The organism is Faecalicoccus acidiformans (genome assembly GCF_014202635.1).
In the GTDB taxonomy this organism is placed as follows: domain Bacteria; phylum Bacillota_I; class Bacilli_A; order Erysipelotrichales; family Erysipelotrichaceae; genus Faecalicoccus; species Faecalicoccus acidiformans.
The window spans coordinates 1-17,559 of record NZ_JACHHD010000022.1 but is presented as its reverse complement, the minus strand read 5'-3'; the positions used below and the strand labels follow the sequence as shown (position 1 = coordinate 17,559).

Genomic DNA, 17,559 nt, shown 5'->3' with positions numbered 1-17,559 from the left:
AGTATAGATAACTGCAAATAACAGTTTGTAGGGGAGTTCTGATACTCCCCTATAAAAATGGCTATTTATCAACTGTTTGTTGTGACATAGCCTTTTCAAAAATAAATCATAAACGATTATCTTTTGAACAAAAAATGTCAGAAAGCTCTGACTTTTTATTTGGGAATGGATAAGGTGCGGATGGCATTGAGCACAGCCAAGACCATGACGCCGACGTCTGCAAAGATCGCAAGCCACATATTGGCCAGTCCTAAGGCCCCTAAGAGCAGGCAGGCCAATTTGATGCCGATCGCAAAGACGATGTTTTGATAGACGATTCTCAGGCATTTTTTGGAGATCTTGATTGCCTTGGCAATCTGCAGCGGATCATCATCCATCAAGACCACATCGGCAGCTTCAATAGCGGCATCGCTTCCCATGGCTCCCATGGCAATCCCGATATCGGCGCGGGAGAGCACCGGGGCATCGTTGATGCCGTCACCGACAAAGGCTAAGACAGATTTTTCGGGTCTTTGCGCCAATAACTCTTCGACTTTTTCCACTTTATCTTGCGGCAAAAGATCACTGTAGAAGGCATCCAAACCTAACTGGCCGGCAAATTCTTTGGCTACTTTCTGGATATCCCCTGTCAACATCACGGTCTTCTGGATGCCGCAGTTTCGCAGTGCCTGCATCGCTTGTTTACTGGTTGGTTTGATGCGGTCGGCAATCACGATATGGCCGGCGTATGTCTGATCGATGGCCATATGCAGGATCGTACCGGTCTGATGACATTCGATATAGGAAATCTGGTTTTCTTTCATCAGTTTGTCGTTTCCAATGAGAACCTCGTGACCGTCCACTTTTGCCTGGATGCCGTGGCCGCTGATCTCGCGGATATCGGATACGCGGCTGCGGTCGATCTCTTTTCCGTAAGCTTTCTGTAAGCTCTTGGAGATCGGATGGCTGGAAGCACTCTCGGCCAATGCGGCCATCTCGATCAGTTTTTCCTGATCCATGAGATTATGATGGATCGCACTGACTTCAAAGACGCCTTGGGTCAAGGTACCAGTCTTATCAAAGACAACGATCTTTGTCTTCGAGAGGGTTTCCAAATAGTTGGAGCCTTTGACCAGGATCCCGGCTTTCGAAGCACCGCCGATGCCCGCAAAGAAGCTCAAAGGAATGGAGATCACCAAAGCACAAGGGCAGCTGATAACCAAGAAGGTCAATGCCCGATAGATCCAGGAATACCATTGCGGATCCGAACCTAAGAACAGTAAAACCAAAGGCGGCAGGATGGCCAGGGCCAAGGCGCTGTAACATACGGCCGGGGTATAGATCCGGGCAAACTTGGAGATAAAGTCTTCGGAACGGGACTTGCGCGAACTGGCATTTTCCACCAGATCCAAGATCTTGGAGACCGTGGATTCTTCGAATTCTTTGGTCGTTTGGATCTTTAAGACCCCGGTCATATTGATGCATCCGCTGATGATTTCTTCGCCAGGGCAGATATCGCGAGGCAGGCTTTCGCCGGTCAGAGCACTGGTATTCAAGGTGGAAAAACCTTCAAGCACGATGCCGTCCAAAGGGACTTTTTCTCCGGGCTGAACCACGATCGTCGAACCAATCTCGACTTCATCGGGATCGACTTGTTCTAAGTGTCCGCCTTTTTCAATATGGGCATAGTCGGGGCGAATATCCATCAGATCACTGATGTTTTTCCGGCTTTTGCCCACGGCATAGCTTTGAAACCATTCGCCGATCTGGTAAAACAACATAACCGCAATCGCTTCGGTATAGTCGCCGTTATCGACAATGGCCAAGGCAATGGCCCCGACGGTCGCAATGGCCATCAAGAAGTTTTCGTCGAAGACTTGCTTGTTGAGGATGCCTTTCACAGCTTTGATCAAAATATCATAGCCGATGATCAGATAAGGGATCATATAGGCAAGAAAGCGCAGGGCACCTTCCATCGGTATGAATAAGAATGCGATCATCAAAGCGGCAGAGACAATGATGCGAATCAACATCTTTTTTTGTTTTTTGGTCATCGGAATTTCCTCCTTCAACAATTAAACGGTTGTTTAATTGACAATTTCAATATATCGTTTCTGAAAAGAAAATCAAGAGATGGGCACCGCCTATTTCTGTTTGGGGGAACATTGTTTCTGATTGGGCTACCAGAAGAGAAATCAATCGCCTGTTTGGAAATAGGAGTCTCCCAAAAAGAAATAGACCGGGTTCGGCTCTTGAAAAAAGGAAGAAATACGATACAGTAAAGGTATCAATTAAATGATTGTTTAATCGTAAAGGAGACTTGCTATGAAAAAGACGTATAAGATCGAAGTCGATTGTGCCAACTGTGCCAACAAGATGGAAGAGGCCGCCAAAAAGACCGAAGGTGTCAAAGATGCCGTGGTCAATTTCATGACCTTGAAAATGAAGGTTGAATTTGAAGAAGGGGCCGACATTCCAGCGGTCATGGACCAGGTCTTAAAGAATTGCCGCAAGGTCGAATCCGATTGTGAGATCTATTTCTAGAAAGGCGCAAAAATCGCGCTTTTTCTTTTTGTTCACTGATTTCGAGTTTTAGTGAAATCATTTCACTTATTTTAGTATATAAGTTAAATCATTTCAGTTATTTCTATAGTTATTTCACTTATTTTGGCATTTAAGTGAAATTATTTCATTTATTCTTGAGTTTAGTTCACTTATTTAGAAGTTTTAGCGAAATCATTTCAGTTGTTTTATATTCATTTCACTTATTTATGAATTTCAGTAAAATTAAGATAAGAATACCTGTTAAACCCAGTGAGTTTACAGTAGGAGATGAGTTTTATGCAGATGTCTTTTCCTCATATTCATGGACATCAGGATGATGAGATCCTGGATCATATTGCGAATATCGACGATTTTCAAATCGTGGCCAAGCGATTTGACTTGTTGAGCGATACCACCCGGCTGAAGATCTTTTGGATCTTATGTCATCGGGAAAAATGTGTATTGGAGCTTTCCAAGATGATGCAGATTACCAGTGCGGCGATCTCGCATCATTTAAAGGCCTTGAAAGAAGCGGGCCTGATCTTGGCAAGACGCGAGAAAAAGGAAGTGTATTATCAGGTGGCGGAGTCAAAAGAGACCAAATTCTTACACGATATGATCGAAGATCTTTTGAATATCGCCTGTCCGGGAGAAACAGAACAATGAATGCGCATGATCAAATCGTCAAAGAGTTAAAAGAGATCTTGCCCGGCACTTGGGAATATGAAAGTGACTGTCCGCATCTGGAAGGAACGACGTTTGGACAGGGTCGTTCGAAAGAAAGACAAGTGTATCCGGGAATCTGTATGCGCTGGGACAAAATCCATGCGGACGGGATCTTGTTTACGCATCCTTCCAATGCGTCTTCATTAGAGATCACCTATTGTGCCCAGGGGCGTGTCGGCTGGGATATGCATCAGCGCTCGATCTATCTGGGTCAGGGGGATCTGGCGATTCATCCGATGGATTGTTGCAGCGAATCGAAGATGAATTTTCCTTCGGGATATTATAAAGGAATCACGGTGGAATTTGACTTTGAACAGATGGAAAATCATCTGGTTGCGCATTTCAAAGAACTGGGGATTGATCTTGCGATGATCCAAGACCGGTATTGTCGGCATGAGGTTTATGCGATCGAACAAAATGAGATGATCCATGACATCTTTTATTTATTAGAAAAAGAAGGGCCGGAGAATCAGGTTTTACAGAAGGTCAAGATCTTTGAGTTATTGATGGTGCTCTCGCAGACAGATTGGACAAAGGAAAAGAAAGTGGATCCGCTGGAAGAAGAACAGATGGAGATCATTCAAAAGATGCATGATTTCCTGATCCAGCATTATCACCAGCGCCATACGATCGAAGAGCTTGCCAGACGATTTCTGATCAATACGTCTTCTTTAAAGGCGGGGTTCAAGGCGGTTTACGGGATGCCGATTGCGGCGTATATGAAAGAGTATCGCATGCATCAGGCTTCGGAAATGTTACGCCAAACTGACAAACCGGTAGCCTTGATTGCCCAGGAAGTGGGTTACACTTCCCAAAGCAAGTTTTCCCAGGCCTTTAAAGATGTCATGCACGTGTTGCCGAATGTCTATCGCAAAGAATATCGCAAGAACCAGAAGGAGGGCTAGAGATGTTGACGACAAAACAGAAGCAACTGCTGAGAAGAGCGGTTTTATATCCAAGCATGGTCATCACTGAAATGTTTGTGTGTTTCCTGTTGCCTTTCTTATGGCTTCTTTTGATCATGATCGATGATCTTGTCTTGCAGGGGCAGGAACTCTTTACAGTGGGGTTTTACGCGATGCCGGTCTTAGTCTTTATCTTATTGATCATCCTGATGGCGCAGGGCCTTTATATTCAAAGGGCCACGCGCAAAGAAGACTGGATGGAGATGGTCAAAATGGCCAAGGGGAAACTGGAAGATCCAGAAACGAATATGCTTTTAGAGAAGGCTGCCAATGTGGGATTTTTGACCGCTTCCCTGATGACGCCGGAAGGTTTTTATGCCGGAGCGAGAATGGCGGCCGAGGCTCGTCTTCTCAAGCGCATGAAAGCGATTCGCAATACCGCCATCCAGATGTGCATTCTGTTTCGGGAAAAGATTCCTAACCGTATACCATATATCCTGGTTCTTGTCTTAGTACCGGCAGGAATCATGCTTAGTCTATATGGTGTTCGCTATGTTGATATCATTCAAACCAATCGGGCGGATGCACAAAGAACAGCGCAAGTCATATATCATATTGAAGATATCTTTGAAACAACGTGTGCGGATATATATGCCCAGGATCCATTAGAAAAATTTGATCGGGATGGCTACACTATAAGCGCTGATCTCTATGAAGAAGACATGATCACGTATGATAGTTCTCATATTTCAATCGAGGTGAACAATCGAGGACAAATTGAAAGTGTAGACTATCGACTTGGTGTGAATATTTTGGATACAAAGGAAAATAATTTAGTGAGAATGGAGCAGGAGTTAGATACACTTTATAGTTTACTGATGGAGACTCAAGTAGAGATGACCAGTGAAAACTTCCGCGTTAAACCGTATTTCCCTCCAGCAATCATCGATAAGTTTATGAGTCATTCTTATTATGAAGATTTCTCGGGGGAATCTCTGGAGGCTTTTCATATCGGTTATATCACGCAGGAAGAAGAGAATTATGAACCGTATGGAGAAACGTATTTCTATTTTTCAATGGAAGACTAAAGTGTGATAAAATCGTAACGGTGATCATGTGATTCAAAATAATTTTCGACAAGGTCTACAGGATGGTGTCCCGATCGCATTAGGATATTGTTCCGTTTCGTTTGCGTTTGGCATTATGTGTGTCAATCAAGGCATCCCGGTTTGGATTGCCGCTTTGATTTCTTTGACCAATTTGACAAGTGCCGGACAGTTTGCGGGACTGGGGATCATGGCAGCGGGCGGTTCTTTATTAGAGATGGCTTTATCTCAGTTCATCATCAATCTTCGTTATTTTTTGATGTCCCTGACCATGACCCAGAAAGTAGATCCCGAGATGAACACTCCCGAGCGGGCCATCGTTGCGTATGGGATCACGGATGAGATCTTTGCGCTTTCTTCCAGCAAATATAACGGGGTAGGATTTGCCTATATGATGGGACTGATTGCCTTGCCGGTATTGGGCTGGACATTAGGCACCATCTTAGGCGGAGCAGCCAGTTCGATCTTGCCCATGGCAATACGTGATGCCTTAGGGATTATGATCTATGGGATGTTTTGTGCCATCATTATTCCGCCGGCCCGAAAAGAAAGGTCCATTCTGGTTGTCGTTTTGATTGCGGCCATCACAAGCTGTATCTTTCAACTCTTACCGATTGAGATCGGCAGCGGCTTTGTGATCATTCTCTGTACTTTACTGGCAGCAGGACTTGGCGCTTTCTTGTTTCCGATTAAACAGGAGGAAACAAGATGACAAGACTTTTTACGTATGTTGCGGTCATGGCGGGTGTGACCTATCTGATCCGCTGTATTCCGTTATTAGCTTATCGAAAAAAGATCACAAATCAATTTGTACAATCGTTTCTTTATTATGTTCCTTATGCGGTATTAGGGGCCATGACATTCCCTGCTATCTTTACTTCGGGAGGAGAACTGATTCCTTCTCTGTTAGGAACCGGCACAGCCATCATCCTGGCTTATCAAAAGCGCAGTCTGATCACGGTAGCCATAGCGGCATCGGTAGTGGTTTATCTTGCATCTTTATTCTTATAAGATCCCAAACGGGGTCTTTTTATTTGAAAAGTCATAAAAAATAGCAGGAAATCTTATTGAAAAGTCATATTTTATATGGGAAAATGTTATTGAAAAGTCAGAAAAGGGTGATTTTTGTGTTATACAGAAAAATAGAAACTGTCATCGAGGAGCATTTCCAATCACAATCTAAAAAAGTTCTTTTGATTGATGGAGCTCGTCAGGTCGGAAAAACAACGATCATCCGATATGTGGGGCAAAAACTGTTCGAAAATTTCATTGAAATCAATATGGTTGAAGATGTTTTGGGCAATCAGCTTTTTTCAAATGTTAAAACTGTGGAAGATTTTTATCTGCAAGTCAGTATGTTGGCTGGCGATAAAATGAAAGAAAAAGAGAATACATTGATTTTCATCGATGAGATTCAGGCGTATCCGCATCTTTTAACGCTTCTGAAATTTTTGTCGCAAGACAATCATTTTACTTTTATAGCCAGCGGTTCTTTATTAGGGGTGGCACTGCAGGAAACGACTTCCATTCCTATGGGAAGTATTCGAAAAGTCAGAATGTTTCCTTTGGATTTTGAAGAATTTCTTTATGCCAACGGATTGAACAAAATATTTTTATCGAATATCCGCAAGAAGTTTGAGAATCTGGAGACATTGGATGAAACAACACACCACAAGATGATGGATCTTTTTAAGAAATATCTTCTTATAGGTGGACTTCCGTATGCTGTGAACGCCTTTTTGGAGACAAAAAACATCCAAGCTGTACGGGAGATTCAAAATGAGATCCATGATTATTATGCAGTAGATGCTTCCAAATATGATGTGGACAATAAATTGAAGATTCGCCGAATCTATGATCTTATTCCTTCGAATATGGAAAATAAGAAGAAGCGGATCATTGTCAAAGAAATTGAAAATAAAAAAGGGAAAACCTTTAACGATTACAGCGATGATTTTGAGTACCTTATCGGGGCAGGCATCGCCTTAAATGTACAGGCGATTTCCAATCTGACCTTTCCTCTGATTGAATCGGCCGGCAAGAATCTGATGAAGTTGTATCTCAATGATGTGGGTATCTTAACGGGTATTCTTTATCGAAACAATATCCGGGCTATCTTGGATGATCAAAAAAGCATCAATCTTGGTTCTGTTTATGAAACCGTGATTGCGAGTGAATTGATTGCCCATGGGCACAAGCTTTTCTATTATGACAACCGCAATAAAGGGGAAGTAGACTATTTGATTGATGACTATGATAGTCTTTCTGTGGTCCCGATCGAGGTTAAATCTGGAAAGGATTATACTGTTCATAGTGCCCTGAATACTTTTGTCCAAAATGAAGAGTATGGAGTAAAGAAAGCGATTGTGTTATCAAATGAAAGACAGATCACGGTAAAAGGAAAGATCATCTATCTTCCCATCTACTATTTGATGTTTTTATAGTTATATACTTTTCGAAAGGTTCGCTATTTGTTAAATCATTTCATAAAAACACGAAAAGTTTCTAGTTAAAGTGCAAAAAATCTCCCAGTAACAAATGGATATGTTGCGCTATGGTTCTCAGCTTACTATAATGCGATTAAAGGAGATCTTTACTATGAAGAAAACAAACGATCATAAAAGAATAGCTCGTGAAGGGATGATTGCCTCGATTGCGATTGAAAAAGGAAAGAAAGCGGGACTGACTCCTTTTCAAACAGGAATGATCCGCGGGATACAACGAATTCACGAAGATAAGAAGAAGTCTAAATAATCCCTAAAGTGCATAGGGATTTTTTTGTATCCGAGGCAATAATGGTATAATAATACTCGTAGATTGTCACAATTTGGTAAGAAAGAAAACGCTATGGAAATGATGTTTGTATCAAATAATGTTTTAGAAGGAAGAAAAGTACTCACGACAATAGAGAATGAATTGTCAAAATGTACTTCTTTTTCTATGAGTGTTGCCTTTATTACAGTAGGAGGATTAACGCCTTTATTAGAAACGTTGAAAAACTTAGAAGAAAAGGGAATTCAAGGAAAAATCCTGACTACAGATTACTTATTATTTAGTGATCCCAAAGCATTGGAAAAGCTAGATCAATTTTCAAATGTTGATTTGCGAATGTATTGTTGCCAAGAAGGAGAAGAAGGCTTTCATACGAAAGGATATATCTTTGAAAATCCCGAAAACTATCATGTGTTAATGGGTAGCTCTAATTTAACGTTAAGTGCGTTAACAAAAAATATTGAATGGAATACAAACTTTACAGTTAAAGAAGATGAATCATATACAAATCATTTATTTCAAGAATTTAGACAATTGTGGAATTCCAATTACACAAAATCTTATTCACAGATCCAATCGAGTTACCAAGAAAAGTATAATGAATCAAAACCCTTAAAGACCAAACTCCAGTCAATTGTCAAAGAAGAACAAACGCAAGAGCTACATCCTAATATGATGCAGGAAAAAGTGATCCGAAGCTTACAAGAGGCGATCCAAGAAGGAGAAAATCGTGGTCTTTTAGTATCGGCAACAGGTACAGGGAAGACGTATGCTTCGGCATTTGCACTAAAAAATATTCAACCTAAGCGGGTCTTGTTTTTGGTGCACCGGGAACAAATTGCCAAACAAGCGTTGAAAAGCTATAAGAGGGTGTTCCAAGGGAACCGGAGCTTTGGATTGTTATCGGGAAATTCCAAGGAATATGATGTAGATACTTTGTTTTCAACGATGCAGATGATGGCAAAAGAAGAATCCTTAGCGCATTTCTCGAGAGATGCTTTTGATGTGATTGTGATTGATGAAGTCCACCGGGCTGGAGCACACAGTTACCAAAAAATCATGAACTATTTTCAGCCTCGATTCTGGTTTGGCATGAGTGCTAGTCCAGAGAGAACGGATGACTTTGATATTTATTCTTTATTTGATCACAATATTTTATATGAGATTCGTCTTCAACAAGCGTTAGAAGAAAATTTATTATGTCCTTTTCACTATTTTGGGATCCGGGATCTAGAAATTGATGGAGAGGTTTTCGATGATGAAACAGGACTTCGAAATTTCTCTAAATTAGTCAGTGATGTTCGTGTGGATTATATTTTAAATCGTGCCAATTTTTATGGTTATTCAGGGAATCGACCAAAAGGATTGGTCTTTTGTAGCAGCAAGCAAGAAGCCAAAGAATTATCGAAAAAGTTCAATGATCGCGGTGTCCCTTCGGTTGCCTTGTCTGGCGAAGATTCACAAAGCTATCGTGAAGAATGCATAGACCGGTTAGTGAGCGATACAAGAGAAGACTATTTAGAATACATCTTCACCATTGATATTTTTAATGAGGGTGTAGATATTCCTGAAATCAATCAAATTTTGATGCTTCGGCCAACGCAAAGCGCTATTATCTTTGTTCAACAGTTAGGACGAGGACTTAGAAAAACTGACAATAAAGAATTTGTAGTCATTATCGATTTTATTGGGAATTATAAGAATAACTTTTTGATTCCTTTGGCATTGTCAGGCGATCGTACCTACAACAAAGATACCGTTCGTCGATATCTTCAAGAAGGAACTAAAATCATTCCAGGAAGTTCAACGATCCATTTTGATGAAATCACAAAAAAACGAATTTATGAATCCATCGACACAGCCAATTTTAATGATGTTCGTTTAATTAAAGATTCCTATACGCAATTGAAATTTAAACTCGGAAGAATTCCACATCTAATGGATTTTGATGTTTATGGGGCAATAGACCCACTTCGTATCTTTGATAATAAGAGTTTGGGTTCATATCATATGTTCTTAAAGAAATACGAGAAAAAAGAATATCAAGTAAAATTCTCACCCATTCAAGAAAAGTTCTTAGAGTTTATTTCTAGAAAATTTGCCTCTGGAAAACGTCCTCATGAACTATTGGCGATTTATCATTTAATGCTTCATGAAACAGGTCTTTTTGCCTATTTAGAAAAGGAATTAAAAGAGCGTTATCAAATTCAAATCACCGAAAAGACAAAGAAGAATTTGATCAATATTCTGACTAATGAATTTGCGACCGGTTCGGGAAAGAAGACATATGAAGAATGTATCTTTATTCAAGCAGATGGAGATGACTACAAAATATCTAATCGGTTTAAAGCGTTGTTACAAGATGAAGAGTTTAAAAGACAAGTTGAAGAAGTAGTTCAATTTGGTTTATACCGGAATCGGCAAGAATATAGTAAACGCTATGAGAATACGTCTTTCCAATTATATTCAAAATACACTTATGAAGATGTATGTCGTTTATTAGAGTGGGAAAAAGGCGAAGTCGCTCTTAATATTGGTGGTTATAAATTTGATAAAGCGACGAATACCTATCCAATTTTTATCAATTATGATAAATCCGAAGATATTGCGGATACCGTCAAATACGAGGACCATCTGATTTCGCAAAACAAATTGATTGCGATTTCAAAATCCAAAAGAACAGTTCAATCAGAAGATGTACAAACGGCTTTACATTCACAAGAATTAGGAGTCGATATGGAGCTTTTTATTCGTAAAAACAAGGACGATAAGCTTTCCAAAGAGTTTTATTACATGGGCAAAATAATTCCAACCGGAGAATTCAAACAATTTATGATGCCCAACACAGATACCACAGCCGTAGAAATCGAGTATCAATTAAAAACACCAGTAAAAGAAGATTTATACGATTATATTGTGAATTAGTTAGGATGAGAATATGGTATTAAAAAGAATAGAAGTTGTCGCAGCTGTGATAAGAGACAAAGATAAGATCTTTGCGACCCAGCGCGGCTATGGAGAATTTAAAGATGGATGGGAATTCCCTGGGGGAAAGATGGAACCTGGCGAAACCCCACAACAAGCATTAGTCAGAGAAATCAAAGAGGAATTGGATACAGAAATTGAAGTTCAGGAACTCATTGATACTGTGGAGTATGATTATCCAGCTTTCCATCTTACAATGCATTGTTTCTGGGCAAGAATCAAAGAGGGGAACCTCATCTTAAAAGAGCATGAAGCCGCCAAATGGTTAACTAAGGATACACTTAACACAGTGGATTGGTTGCCAGCGGATTTAGCATTGGTAGAAAAAATTCATAATGTTCATGCAAAATATGTGTTTTATGTTTATGATGAAAAATTTGGGAAGTATAACGAGAAATTTAGAGAAGTAGACTTTTTTTATTCGAATAATACCACAGTTCAAGGACTATCTGACTTTTTAGAGATTAAAGACATTTATATGGATAGTGTCCAATCTATTACTCATTTTAAAAATGAACAAAACAATTATCAAGTAGCTTTTAATTACATCGTTCAAAATGGAAAAGTTAAATGGTATGTTTCGTTGCCAGAATGCAGTATTCAAGATTATTTAGATACATATAAAATAGCCGATATTATATTTTATCAACCATGTGAGGTTGGTTGCGTTGATTTTTCTCAAGTTGTATGGGAGGTCGCGATTTCTCTTCTTCAATCTGGTGCTGTATTTGGAATAGGCTACGTGTCAAAAAAAGTGTTTTCAAAAATAAGAGAAGTTATTAAGGATAAATTTGTTAATCATAAAAGAGGGTGTGTATCTATAAAAACTGTGATTAAAGCTATCCAAAATCAAGATTATTGGTCTCTTGATGTATTTAAGTTTGAATTTGATTTAGAAGATAATGAAGAAACAGCTATTTCGTTATTGATACTATCTGGATATGTTTTTGATGGGGAGAAAAACCTGTATTTTTTTAATAAAACGTTGGCAGAAAAAAATGAAAAAATGTTAGAAGACGCAGTTGAAAAATATATTGCATCAAAATAAATCAAACTCATACCCTTTTTATACTTTTTCTATTTCTTTCGATTTCATTTCTACAGCGACAGTTTTATATTTATTATCTATGCTCTTGCTGTTGTGTTCCTTGAGAAAGTTTTAAAAGGTAAATGTTCAATCATTTTTATTCTTGAAAGTCCGAATTCACATACAAATTTAATCATGTCATAAGCAATTCAATTTAGTCATTATTAAAAAAATGACTAAATTGAATTGAAAAATGACTAAATTGAATCTAAAATAACGTTAAAGGGGGACGCAATGAGACAGTTTGAATACAAAGAAAGTTGGAAGAAATTATTAACTCCGAATATAGTTTCGCTTCTGACTTCTATTCATGAATATAAAGGAGAACAAAATTTATTTATCGAGTCTAATTTTGATAAATTGACTGAATTATTAGAGATAGCTAAAATCCAAAGTACCGAAGCTTCGAACAAGATTGAAGGAATTATTACCACAAATGATCGTTTAAAGAAATTAGTTATGGATAAGACAATGCCTAAGAGTAGAAATGAGAAGGAAATAGCTGGTTATCGTGATGTATTAAATACAATTCATGAAAGTTATGAATATATTCCTGTTAATCCTAATTATTTTCTTCAGCTACATGGGGATTTATATAAATATAATGGCTCAGGTTTTGGAGGGAAATTTAAATCTTCAGATAATATAATCGCAGAAGTTGATTCTGTTGGAAATCAAAGAATCAGGTTTCAACCTATTGAGGCTTGGGCCACACCAGAAGCTATGGCTAATATATGCACTGCATACAATGATGCTATTAATGATGGGATTGATCCATTGATACTGATGCCAATGTTTATACTGGATTTTTTGTGTATTCATCCTTTTAATGATGGAAACGGAAGAATGAGCAGACTGCTTACATTACTTTTTTTATACAAGTCTGGATATATAGTTGGTAAATACATAAGTATAGAAAAATTGATTGAAAGATCAAAAGATACCTATTATGAAGCGTTACAGGCGAGTTCTTATGGATGGCATGAGAACGAAAATGATTATGAACCGTTTGTAGAGTATTACCTTGGAGTAGTTATTGCAGCATATAAAGAGTTTTCTAGTAGAGTACAGACATTGATTGAGTCCGGAATGAGTAAACCGGAAAGAATTCGTGAAGTCATAAGAAAACATATAGGTAAAATCACAAAGAGTCAAATCATGGATAAATGTCCTGATATAAGTGATACGACAATTCAAAGAACGCTAGCTGACTTATTAAAAAATAATGAAATTATTAAATTGAGTGGTGGAAGATATACTTCATATGTATGGAATGGAGAGAACGAATAATGATTACAGGTGAATTGAAAAATAAAATTGATAGTTTATGGGATGTGTTTGCAGCTGGTGGATTAACAAATCCTCTTGAAGTAATTGAACAAATTACTTATTTAATGTTTATCCATGATTTGGATGACACAGATAATAAAAACGCAAAAGAATGTGCAATGCTGGGTTTACCATTCAAAAGCATTTTCTCTGACCAAATTAAGATTGGCGAAAGAACTATAGATGGTCAACAATTAAAATGGTCGACATTTAGAGATTTCTCAGCAAACAAAATGTACGAAGTGGTTCAAGAATGGGTCTTTCCATTTATTAAGAATCTTCATTCTGATAAGAATAGTGCATATTCAAAATATATGGATGATGCGATATTTAAATTACCTACACCGTTAGTTTTATCTAAAGTCGTTGATTCATTAGACGATATTTATTCAGTGATGGGGAAATCAACAGAAATTGATATTCGTGGTGATGTATATGAATATTTATTATCTAAGATTTCTACAGCGGGACGAAACGGACAGTTTAGAACACCAAGACATATTATTCGTATGATGGTAGAGTTGATGAAACCAACACCAGAAGAAACTATTTGTGATCCGGCATGTGGTACAGGGGGTTTCTTAGTAGGAGCGAGCGATTATTTAAGAGAGACATATCGTAATGATATTTTAATGAATAAAGATAATAGAGATCATTATATGAATCATATGTTTCATGGATTTGATATGGATAGAACTATGCTTCGTATTGGTGCAATGAATATGATGGTTCATGGTGTAGAAGCTCCATTTATTGAATATAGGGATAGTTTATCTGATCAAAATATTGATACCGATAAATATTCTTTGATTCTTGCCAATCCTCCATTTAAGGGGACATTAGATGCGGATTCAGTATCTGCTAATCTATTGAAAGTAGCTAAAACAAAGAAAACAGAACTATTGTTTTTAGCCTTATTTATCAGAATGTTAAAAATCGGTGGACGATGTGCTTGTATTGTTCCGGATGGCGTATTATTTGGATCAAGTAAAGCTCATAAGCAAATAAGAAAAGCGATTATCGAAGATAACAGATTAGAAGCGGTTATTTCAATGCCATCTGGTGTATTTAAACCATATGCTGGCGTATCAACAGGGATATTGATATTTACAAAAACGGGACATGGTGGAACTGATAAAGTTTGGTTCTACGATATGAAAGCAGATGGATATTCATTAGATGATAAGAGATCACCGATCAATGAAAATGATATTCCAGATATTATTGAAAGATTTAATCATTTGGATAAAGAAGTAGAACGTAAGAGAACTGAACAAAGTTTCTTGGTAGATAAGAAAGAAATAGTTGATAATGATTATGATCTTTCGATCAATAAATACAAGGAGATTGTTTATGAAAAGGTAGAATATCCTCCTACTAGTGAAATACTTGCGGATATTGAAGAATTAAATAAAGAAATAGATAAGAACTTAGAAGAACTTAAAACCCTTCTAAAAGGATAGAAAGGAGGAAGAATCTGAATGATAAATTCGGATTTGTAGGGACGAGAAATGGAATTTAAGAAAATAAGCGAACTTACAACGGTAGTTACAGGTGGAACTCCTTCAACCACCGTTGAAGAGTATTGGCAAAATGGAAATATTCCATGGTTACAATCAGGGTGTTGCCAAAACAATGATGTGTATAATACAGAAAAATATATTACACAAGCAGGATATGATAACAGCAGTGCTCGGATTATGCCAAAAGGTACAGTAATGATAGCCTTAACTGGTGCTACTGCCGGGAAAATAGGGTATCTTAATTTTGAAGCATGTGGAAATCAGTCAATTACTGGTATATTACCATGTGAATCAATAAACCAGAGATTTTTGTTCTATTATTTGATCTCTAGAAGAAAACGAATTTTAACAGATTGCGTTGGAGGAGCTCAAGCGCATATTTCACAAGGATATGTAAAAAACCTAGAGGTTCCGATGTATTCATTGGAAGAACAAAATAGAATCGCATATATCCTTGATACAAATTTAAAACTAGTCGAACGCAGAAATTTAGAATTGAAAAAATTGGATGAACTAATCAAAGCCCGATTTGTCGAGATGTTTGGGGATTTGAAAATAAATGAAAAAAATTGGAAGAGTAAAACATTCAATGAGATGTCTGATTTGATTACTGATGGAGAGCACGCAACGCCGCGAAGAACAGCAGAAGGAATATATTTATTGTCTGCTCGAAATGTCTTAAACCATTCATTTCAACTTGAAGATGTGGATTACATTGATCAAAAAGAGTATGACAGAATAGCGCATAGAATTGTTCCGAAAACAGGTGATGTTTTAGTTTCTTGTTCAGGAACCGTTGGTCGTTGTTGTAGTGTTCCACCAAATTTTAAATTTCAGATGGTAAGAAGTGTCGCCTTGATTAGATTCAATGATGAAATCAATCCATTTTTTGCTGAATACATGATTGCTTCAGATTATTTACAGGAGCAAATTAATAGATGTAAGACAATGTCTTCACAAGCGAATCTTTTTCAAGGAAAGATAAAAAAGCTCAGGGGATTTATACCACCTATGGAGCTTCAACGACAATTTGCAGATATCGTAGCTCAGATCGATAAATCAAAATTAGCAGTACAGAAATCTTTAGAAAAAACACAACAACTGTTTGATAGCTTAATGCAAGAATATTTTGGATAAAAAATAATGGATGTAGGGATGTTGGTAACGGAGGTACTAACATGAAAACAGAAATTATTACTGAAATTGAACAATCTTTATTGAATTATTTGGATAACGCACAGATGGAAGTGTTGCACAAAGTTTTAAATCGTTGCCTTGATGGCGTTGAAGTTCGTTCAAAGGAGAATGTTGAAATTTGTGAATTTACCAATGAAGAATTGATCAAAAAATTCATTTCTGCTAAAGAAATTGAAGGATGTAGTAGTAGAACTACAAAATACTATGAGTCTACATTGGTAAAGATGAATTCTAAAATGAATAAGGGAATTACACATATGACAACAGATGATTTGAGAACGTATTTGACGGATTATCAGAAGATCAATAATTGTTCTAAAGCAAGTGTTGATAACATTAGGCGTAATTTAAGTAGTTTTTTTTCTTGGTTGGAAGAGGAAAACTATATTTTAAAAAGTCCTATGAAAAGAATTCATAAAATTAAAACTGACAAAGTTATTAAAGATACATACTCTGATGAAACTTTAGAACTGTTAAGAGATAATTGCAATTGTTTAAGAGATTTGGCAATTATTGATATATTATCTTCCACTGGGATGAGAGTTGGAGAACTTGTAAAGTTAAATATTAATGATATAGATTTTGAAAATAGGGAATGTGTTGTATTTGGTAAAGGAAACAAAGAAAGACCAGTTTATTTTGACGCAAGAACTAAGATTCATTTAAAAAATTATTTAAATTCCAGGACGGATTCAAATAAAGCTTTGTTTGTTTCACTAGATCAACCACATAACCGATTAAATATCAGTGGTGTTGAAATAAGGTTAAGGCAATTAGGTAGAAGATTAGGTGTTCCTAAAGTTCATCCACATAAATTTAGGAGGACAGTTGCAACAAAAGCTATTGATAAAGGGATGCCTATAGAACAAGTTCAAAGTTTATTGGGGCATTCTCAAATAGATACAACCATGCATTATGCCATGATAAACCAAAATAATGTAAAAGAATCTCACAGAAGATATATTTCATAGGAGAAAAGTTATGTATGAAGCAAAGGAATCAGATTGGAAAATTTTTAGAAAAAGGGTGCCTCAATGGCAAGAAGATTACATGAAAAAACTAAATGAAGAATACATCGATATATTGAGTAGGGATGGCTCAGCAGCTAAAAATTTTTGGGATCTTGAAAACAGAGTGTTTAAAGATAAAAGAAGAGTAGGTGTTGCGGTTGACATGAGAAGATCGAGAATGTTCATAAATATATTGGATTTATTAGAAGATCATGTAATAAATCTGGAAGATTTAGATGAATTTAGCGAAGAATTAAGAAAAGCGGTAACTCAAATAACAAAAAGATAAAATTCCAAATTCGGATTTGTAGGGTTATGGAAACAATCACCATAGGAGAAGCGTGTGATATTTTAAATGGCTATGCGTTTAAAAGTGAAGAGTATGTCTCTTCTGGT

Annotated in this window: 16 protein-coding genes; 15 read left to right on the top strand and 1 reads right to left on the bottom strand. The window is 37.4% G+C overall.

The window, feature by feature from the left end; genetic code table 11:
* Positions 1 to 155 precede the first annotated feature (155 nt).
* Entirely contained in the window at positions 156 to 2,033 is a 1,878-nt protein-coding gene (locus tag HNQ43_RS08780) for a heavy metal translocating P-type ATPase (protein WP_183376883.1), read from the bottom strand.
* A gap of 271 nt (positions 2,034 to 2,304) precedes the next feature.
* Between HNQ43_RS08780 and HNQ43_RS08775 the strand changes: the two genes are divergently transcribed.
* The 15 genes from HNQ43_RS08775 (at position 2,305) to HNQ43_RS08705 (ending at position 17,452) form a co-directional block, all read left to right on the top strand.
* Positions 2,305 to 2,523: a cation transporter gene (locus HNQ43_RS08775; RefSeq protein ID WP_183376882.1), complete on the top strand. Its 219-nt coding sequence runs from the start codon at positions 2,305 to 2,307 to the stop codon at positions 2,521 to 2,523.
* Between the two features lie 297 nt (positions 2,524 to 2,820).
* Positions 2,821 to 3,189 (top strand): ArsR/SmtB family transcription factor, encoded by a 369-nt coding sequence (locus HNQ43_RS08770; RefSeq protein WP_183376880.1) that lies wholly within the window; start codon positions 2,821 to 2,823, stop codon positions 3,187 to 3,189.
* Positions 3,186 to 4,154, top strand: coding sequence for an AraC family transcriptional regulator (locus HNQ43_RS08765; RefSeq protein ID WP_183376878.1), 969 nt, complete (start codon positions 3,186 to 3,188; stop codon positions 4,152 to 4,154). The genes HNQ43_RS08770 and HNQ43_RS08765 overlap by 4 nt, the downstream gene beginning before the upstream one ends.
* 2 nt (positions 4,155 to 4,156) lie before the next feature.
* The gene (locus HNQ43_RS08760; protein ID WP_183376876.1) at positions 4,157 to 5,242 is read left to right on the top strand and encodes a hypothetical protein; all 1,086 of its coding nucleotides are present in this window, start codon (positions 4,157 to 4,159) and stop codon (positions 5,240 to 5,242) included.
* Positions 5,243 to 5,270: 28 nt separating this feature from the next.
* A complete protein-coding gene (locus tag HNQ43_RS08755) occupies positions 5,271 to 5,972 on the top strand; it encodes an AzlC family ABC transporter permease (RefSeq protein ID WP_183376874.1) in 702 nt (233 codons plus the stop codon).
* Positions 5,969 to 6,271, top strand: a complete 303-nt coding sequence (locus HNQ43_RS08750) for an AzlD domain-containing protein (protein ID WP_183376872.1) — start codon at positions 5,969 to 5,971, stop codon at positions 6,269 to 6,271. The genes HNQ43_RS08755 and HNQ43_RS08750 overlap by 4 nt, the downstream gene beginning before the upstream one ends.
* 116 nt (positions 6,272 to 6,387) lie before the next feature.
* Positions 6,388 to 7,704, top strand: a complete 1,317-nt coding sequence (locus HNQ43_RS08745; protein ID WP_183376870.1) for an ATP-binding protein — start codon at positions 6,388 to 6,390, stop codon at positions 7,702 to 7,704.
* Positions 7,705 to 7,858: 154 nt separating this feature from the next.
* A complete protein-coding gene (locus HNQ43_RS08740) occupies positions 7,859 to 8,014 on the top strand; it encodes a hypothetical protein (protein ID WP_183376868.1) in 156 nt (51 codons plus the stop codon).
* Between the two features lie 93 nt (positions 8,015 to 8,107).
* Entirely contained in the window at positions 8,108 to 10,957 is a 2,850-nt protein-coding gene (locus HNQ43_RS08735) for a DEAD/DEAH box helicase (RefSeq protein ID WP_183376866.1), read from the top strand.
* 13 nt (positions 10,958 to 10,970) lie between these two features.
* The gene (locus tag HNQ43_RS09240) at positions 10,971 to 12,065 is read left to right on the top strand and encodes a (deoxy)nucleoside triphosphate pyrophosphohydrolase (RefSeq protein ID WP_244957063.1); all 1,095 of its coding nucleotides are present in this window, start codon (positions 10,971 to 10,973) and stop codon (positions 12,063 to 12,065) included.
* A gap of 273 nt (positions 12,066 to 12,338) precedes the next feature.
* A complete protein-coding gene (locus HNQ43_RS08725) occupies positions 12,339 to 13,394 on the top strand; it encodes a Fic family protein (RefSeq protein ID WP_183376864.1) in 1,056 nt (351 codons plus the stop codon).
* Positions 13,394 to 14,896: a class I SAM-dependent DNA methyltransferase gene (locus tag HNQ43_RS08720; RefSeq protein ID WP_183376863.1), complete on the top strand. Its 1,503-nt coding sequence runs from the start codon at positions 13,394 to 13,396 to the stop codon at positions 14,894 to 14,896. Before HNQ43_RS08725 ends, HNQ43_RS08720 begins: the two co-directional genes overlap by 1 nt.
* A gap of 48 nt (positions 14,897 to 14,944) precedes the next feature.
* Positions 14,945 to 16,093 (top strand): restriction endonuclease subunit S, encoded by a 1,149-nt coding sequence (locus HNQ43_RS08715; protein ID WP_183376862.1) that lies wholly within the window; start codon positions 14,945 to 14,947, stop codon positions 16,091 to 16,093.
* 41 nt (positions 16,094 to 16,134) lie between these two features.
* On the top strand, positions 16,135 to 17,124 hold the full coding sequence (gene xerA, locus HNQ43_RS08710; protein ID WP_183376861.1) for a site-specific tyrosine recombinase/integron integrase: 990 nt from the start codon (positions 16,135 to 16,137) through the stop codon (positions 17,122 to 17,124).
* A 10-nt stretch (positions 17,125 to 17,134) separates the two neighbouring features.
* Complete coding sequence (locus HNQ43_RS08705; protein ID WP_183376860.1) at positions 17,135 to 17,452, top strand: multidrug transporter; 318 nt, start codon at positions 17,135 to 17,137, stop codon at positions 17,450 to 17,452.
* The last annotated feature ends 107 nt before the right edge of the window (positions 17,453 to 17,559 follow it).

What these genes read in the sequence shown, in the direction of transcription:
- xerA (WP_183376861.1), top strand. Translation starts at nt 16,135, where the DNA reads ATGAAAACAGAAATTATTACTGAAATTGAACAATCTTTATTGAATTAT.
- HNQ43_RS08735 (WP_183376866.1), top strand. Translation starts at nt 8,108, where the DNA reads ATGGAAATGATGTTTGTATCAAATAATGTTTTAGAAGGAAGAAAAGTA.
- HNQ43_RS08770 (WP_183376880.1), top strand. Translation starts at nt 2,821, where the DNA reads ATGCAGATGTCTTTTCCTCATATTCATGGACATCAGGATGATGAGATC.
- HNQ43_RS08765 (WP_183376878.1), top strand. Translation starts at nt 3,186, where the DNA reads ATGAATGCGCATGATCAAATCGTCAAAGAGTTAAAAGAGATCTTGCCC.
- HNQ43_RS09240 (WP_244957063.1), top strand. Translation starts at nt 10,971, where the DNA reads ATGGTATTAAAAAGAATAGAAGTTGTCGCAGCTGTGATAAGAGACAAA.
- HNQ43_RS08780 (WP_183376883.1), bottom strand. Translation starts at nt 2,033, where the DNA reads ATGACCAAAAAACAAAAAAAGATGTTGATTCGCATCATTGTCTCTGCC.
- HNQ43_RS08715 (WP_183376862.1), top strand. Translation starts at nt 14,945, where the DNA reads ATGGAATTTAAGAAAATAAGCGAACTTACAACGGTAGTTACAGGTGGA.
- HNQ43_RS08720 (WP_183376863.1), top strand. Translation starts at nt 13,394, where the DNA reads ATGATTACAGGTGAATTGAAAAATAAAATTGATAGTTTATGGGATGTG.
- HNQ43_RS08760 (WP_183376876.1), top strand. Translation starts at nt 4,157, where the DNA reads ATGTTGACGACAAAACAGAAGCAACTGCTGAGAAGAGCGGTTTTATAT.
- HNQ43_RS08775 (WP_183376882.1), top strand. Translation starts at nt 2,305, where the DNA reads ATGAAAAAGACGTATAAGATCGAAGTCGATTGTGCCAACTGTGCCAAC.
- HNQ43_RS08725 (WP_183376864.1), top strand. Translation starts at nt 12,339, where the DNA reads ATGAGACAGTTTGAATACAAAGAAAGTTGGAAGAAATTATTAACTCCG.
- HNQ43_RS08740 (WP_183376868.1), top strand. Translation starts at nt 7,859, where the DNA reads ATGAAGAAAACAAACGATCATAAAAGAATAGCTCGTGAAGGGATGATT.
- HNQ43_RS08750 (WP_183376872.1), top strand. Translation starts at nt 5,969, where the DNA reads ATGACAAGACTTTTTACGTATGTTGCGGTCATGGCGGGTGTGACCTAT.
- HNQ43_RS08705 (WP_183376860.1), top strand. Translation starts at nt 17,135, where the DNA reads ATGTATGAAGCAAAGGAATCAGATTGGAAAATTTTTAGAAAAAGGGTG.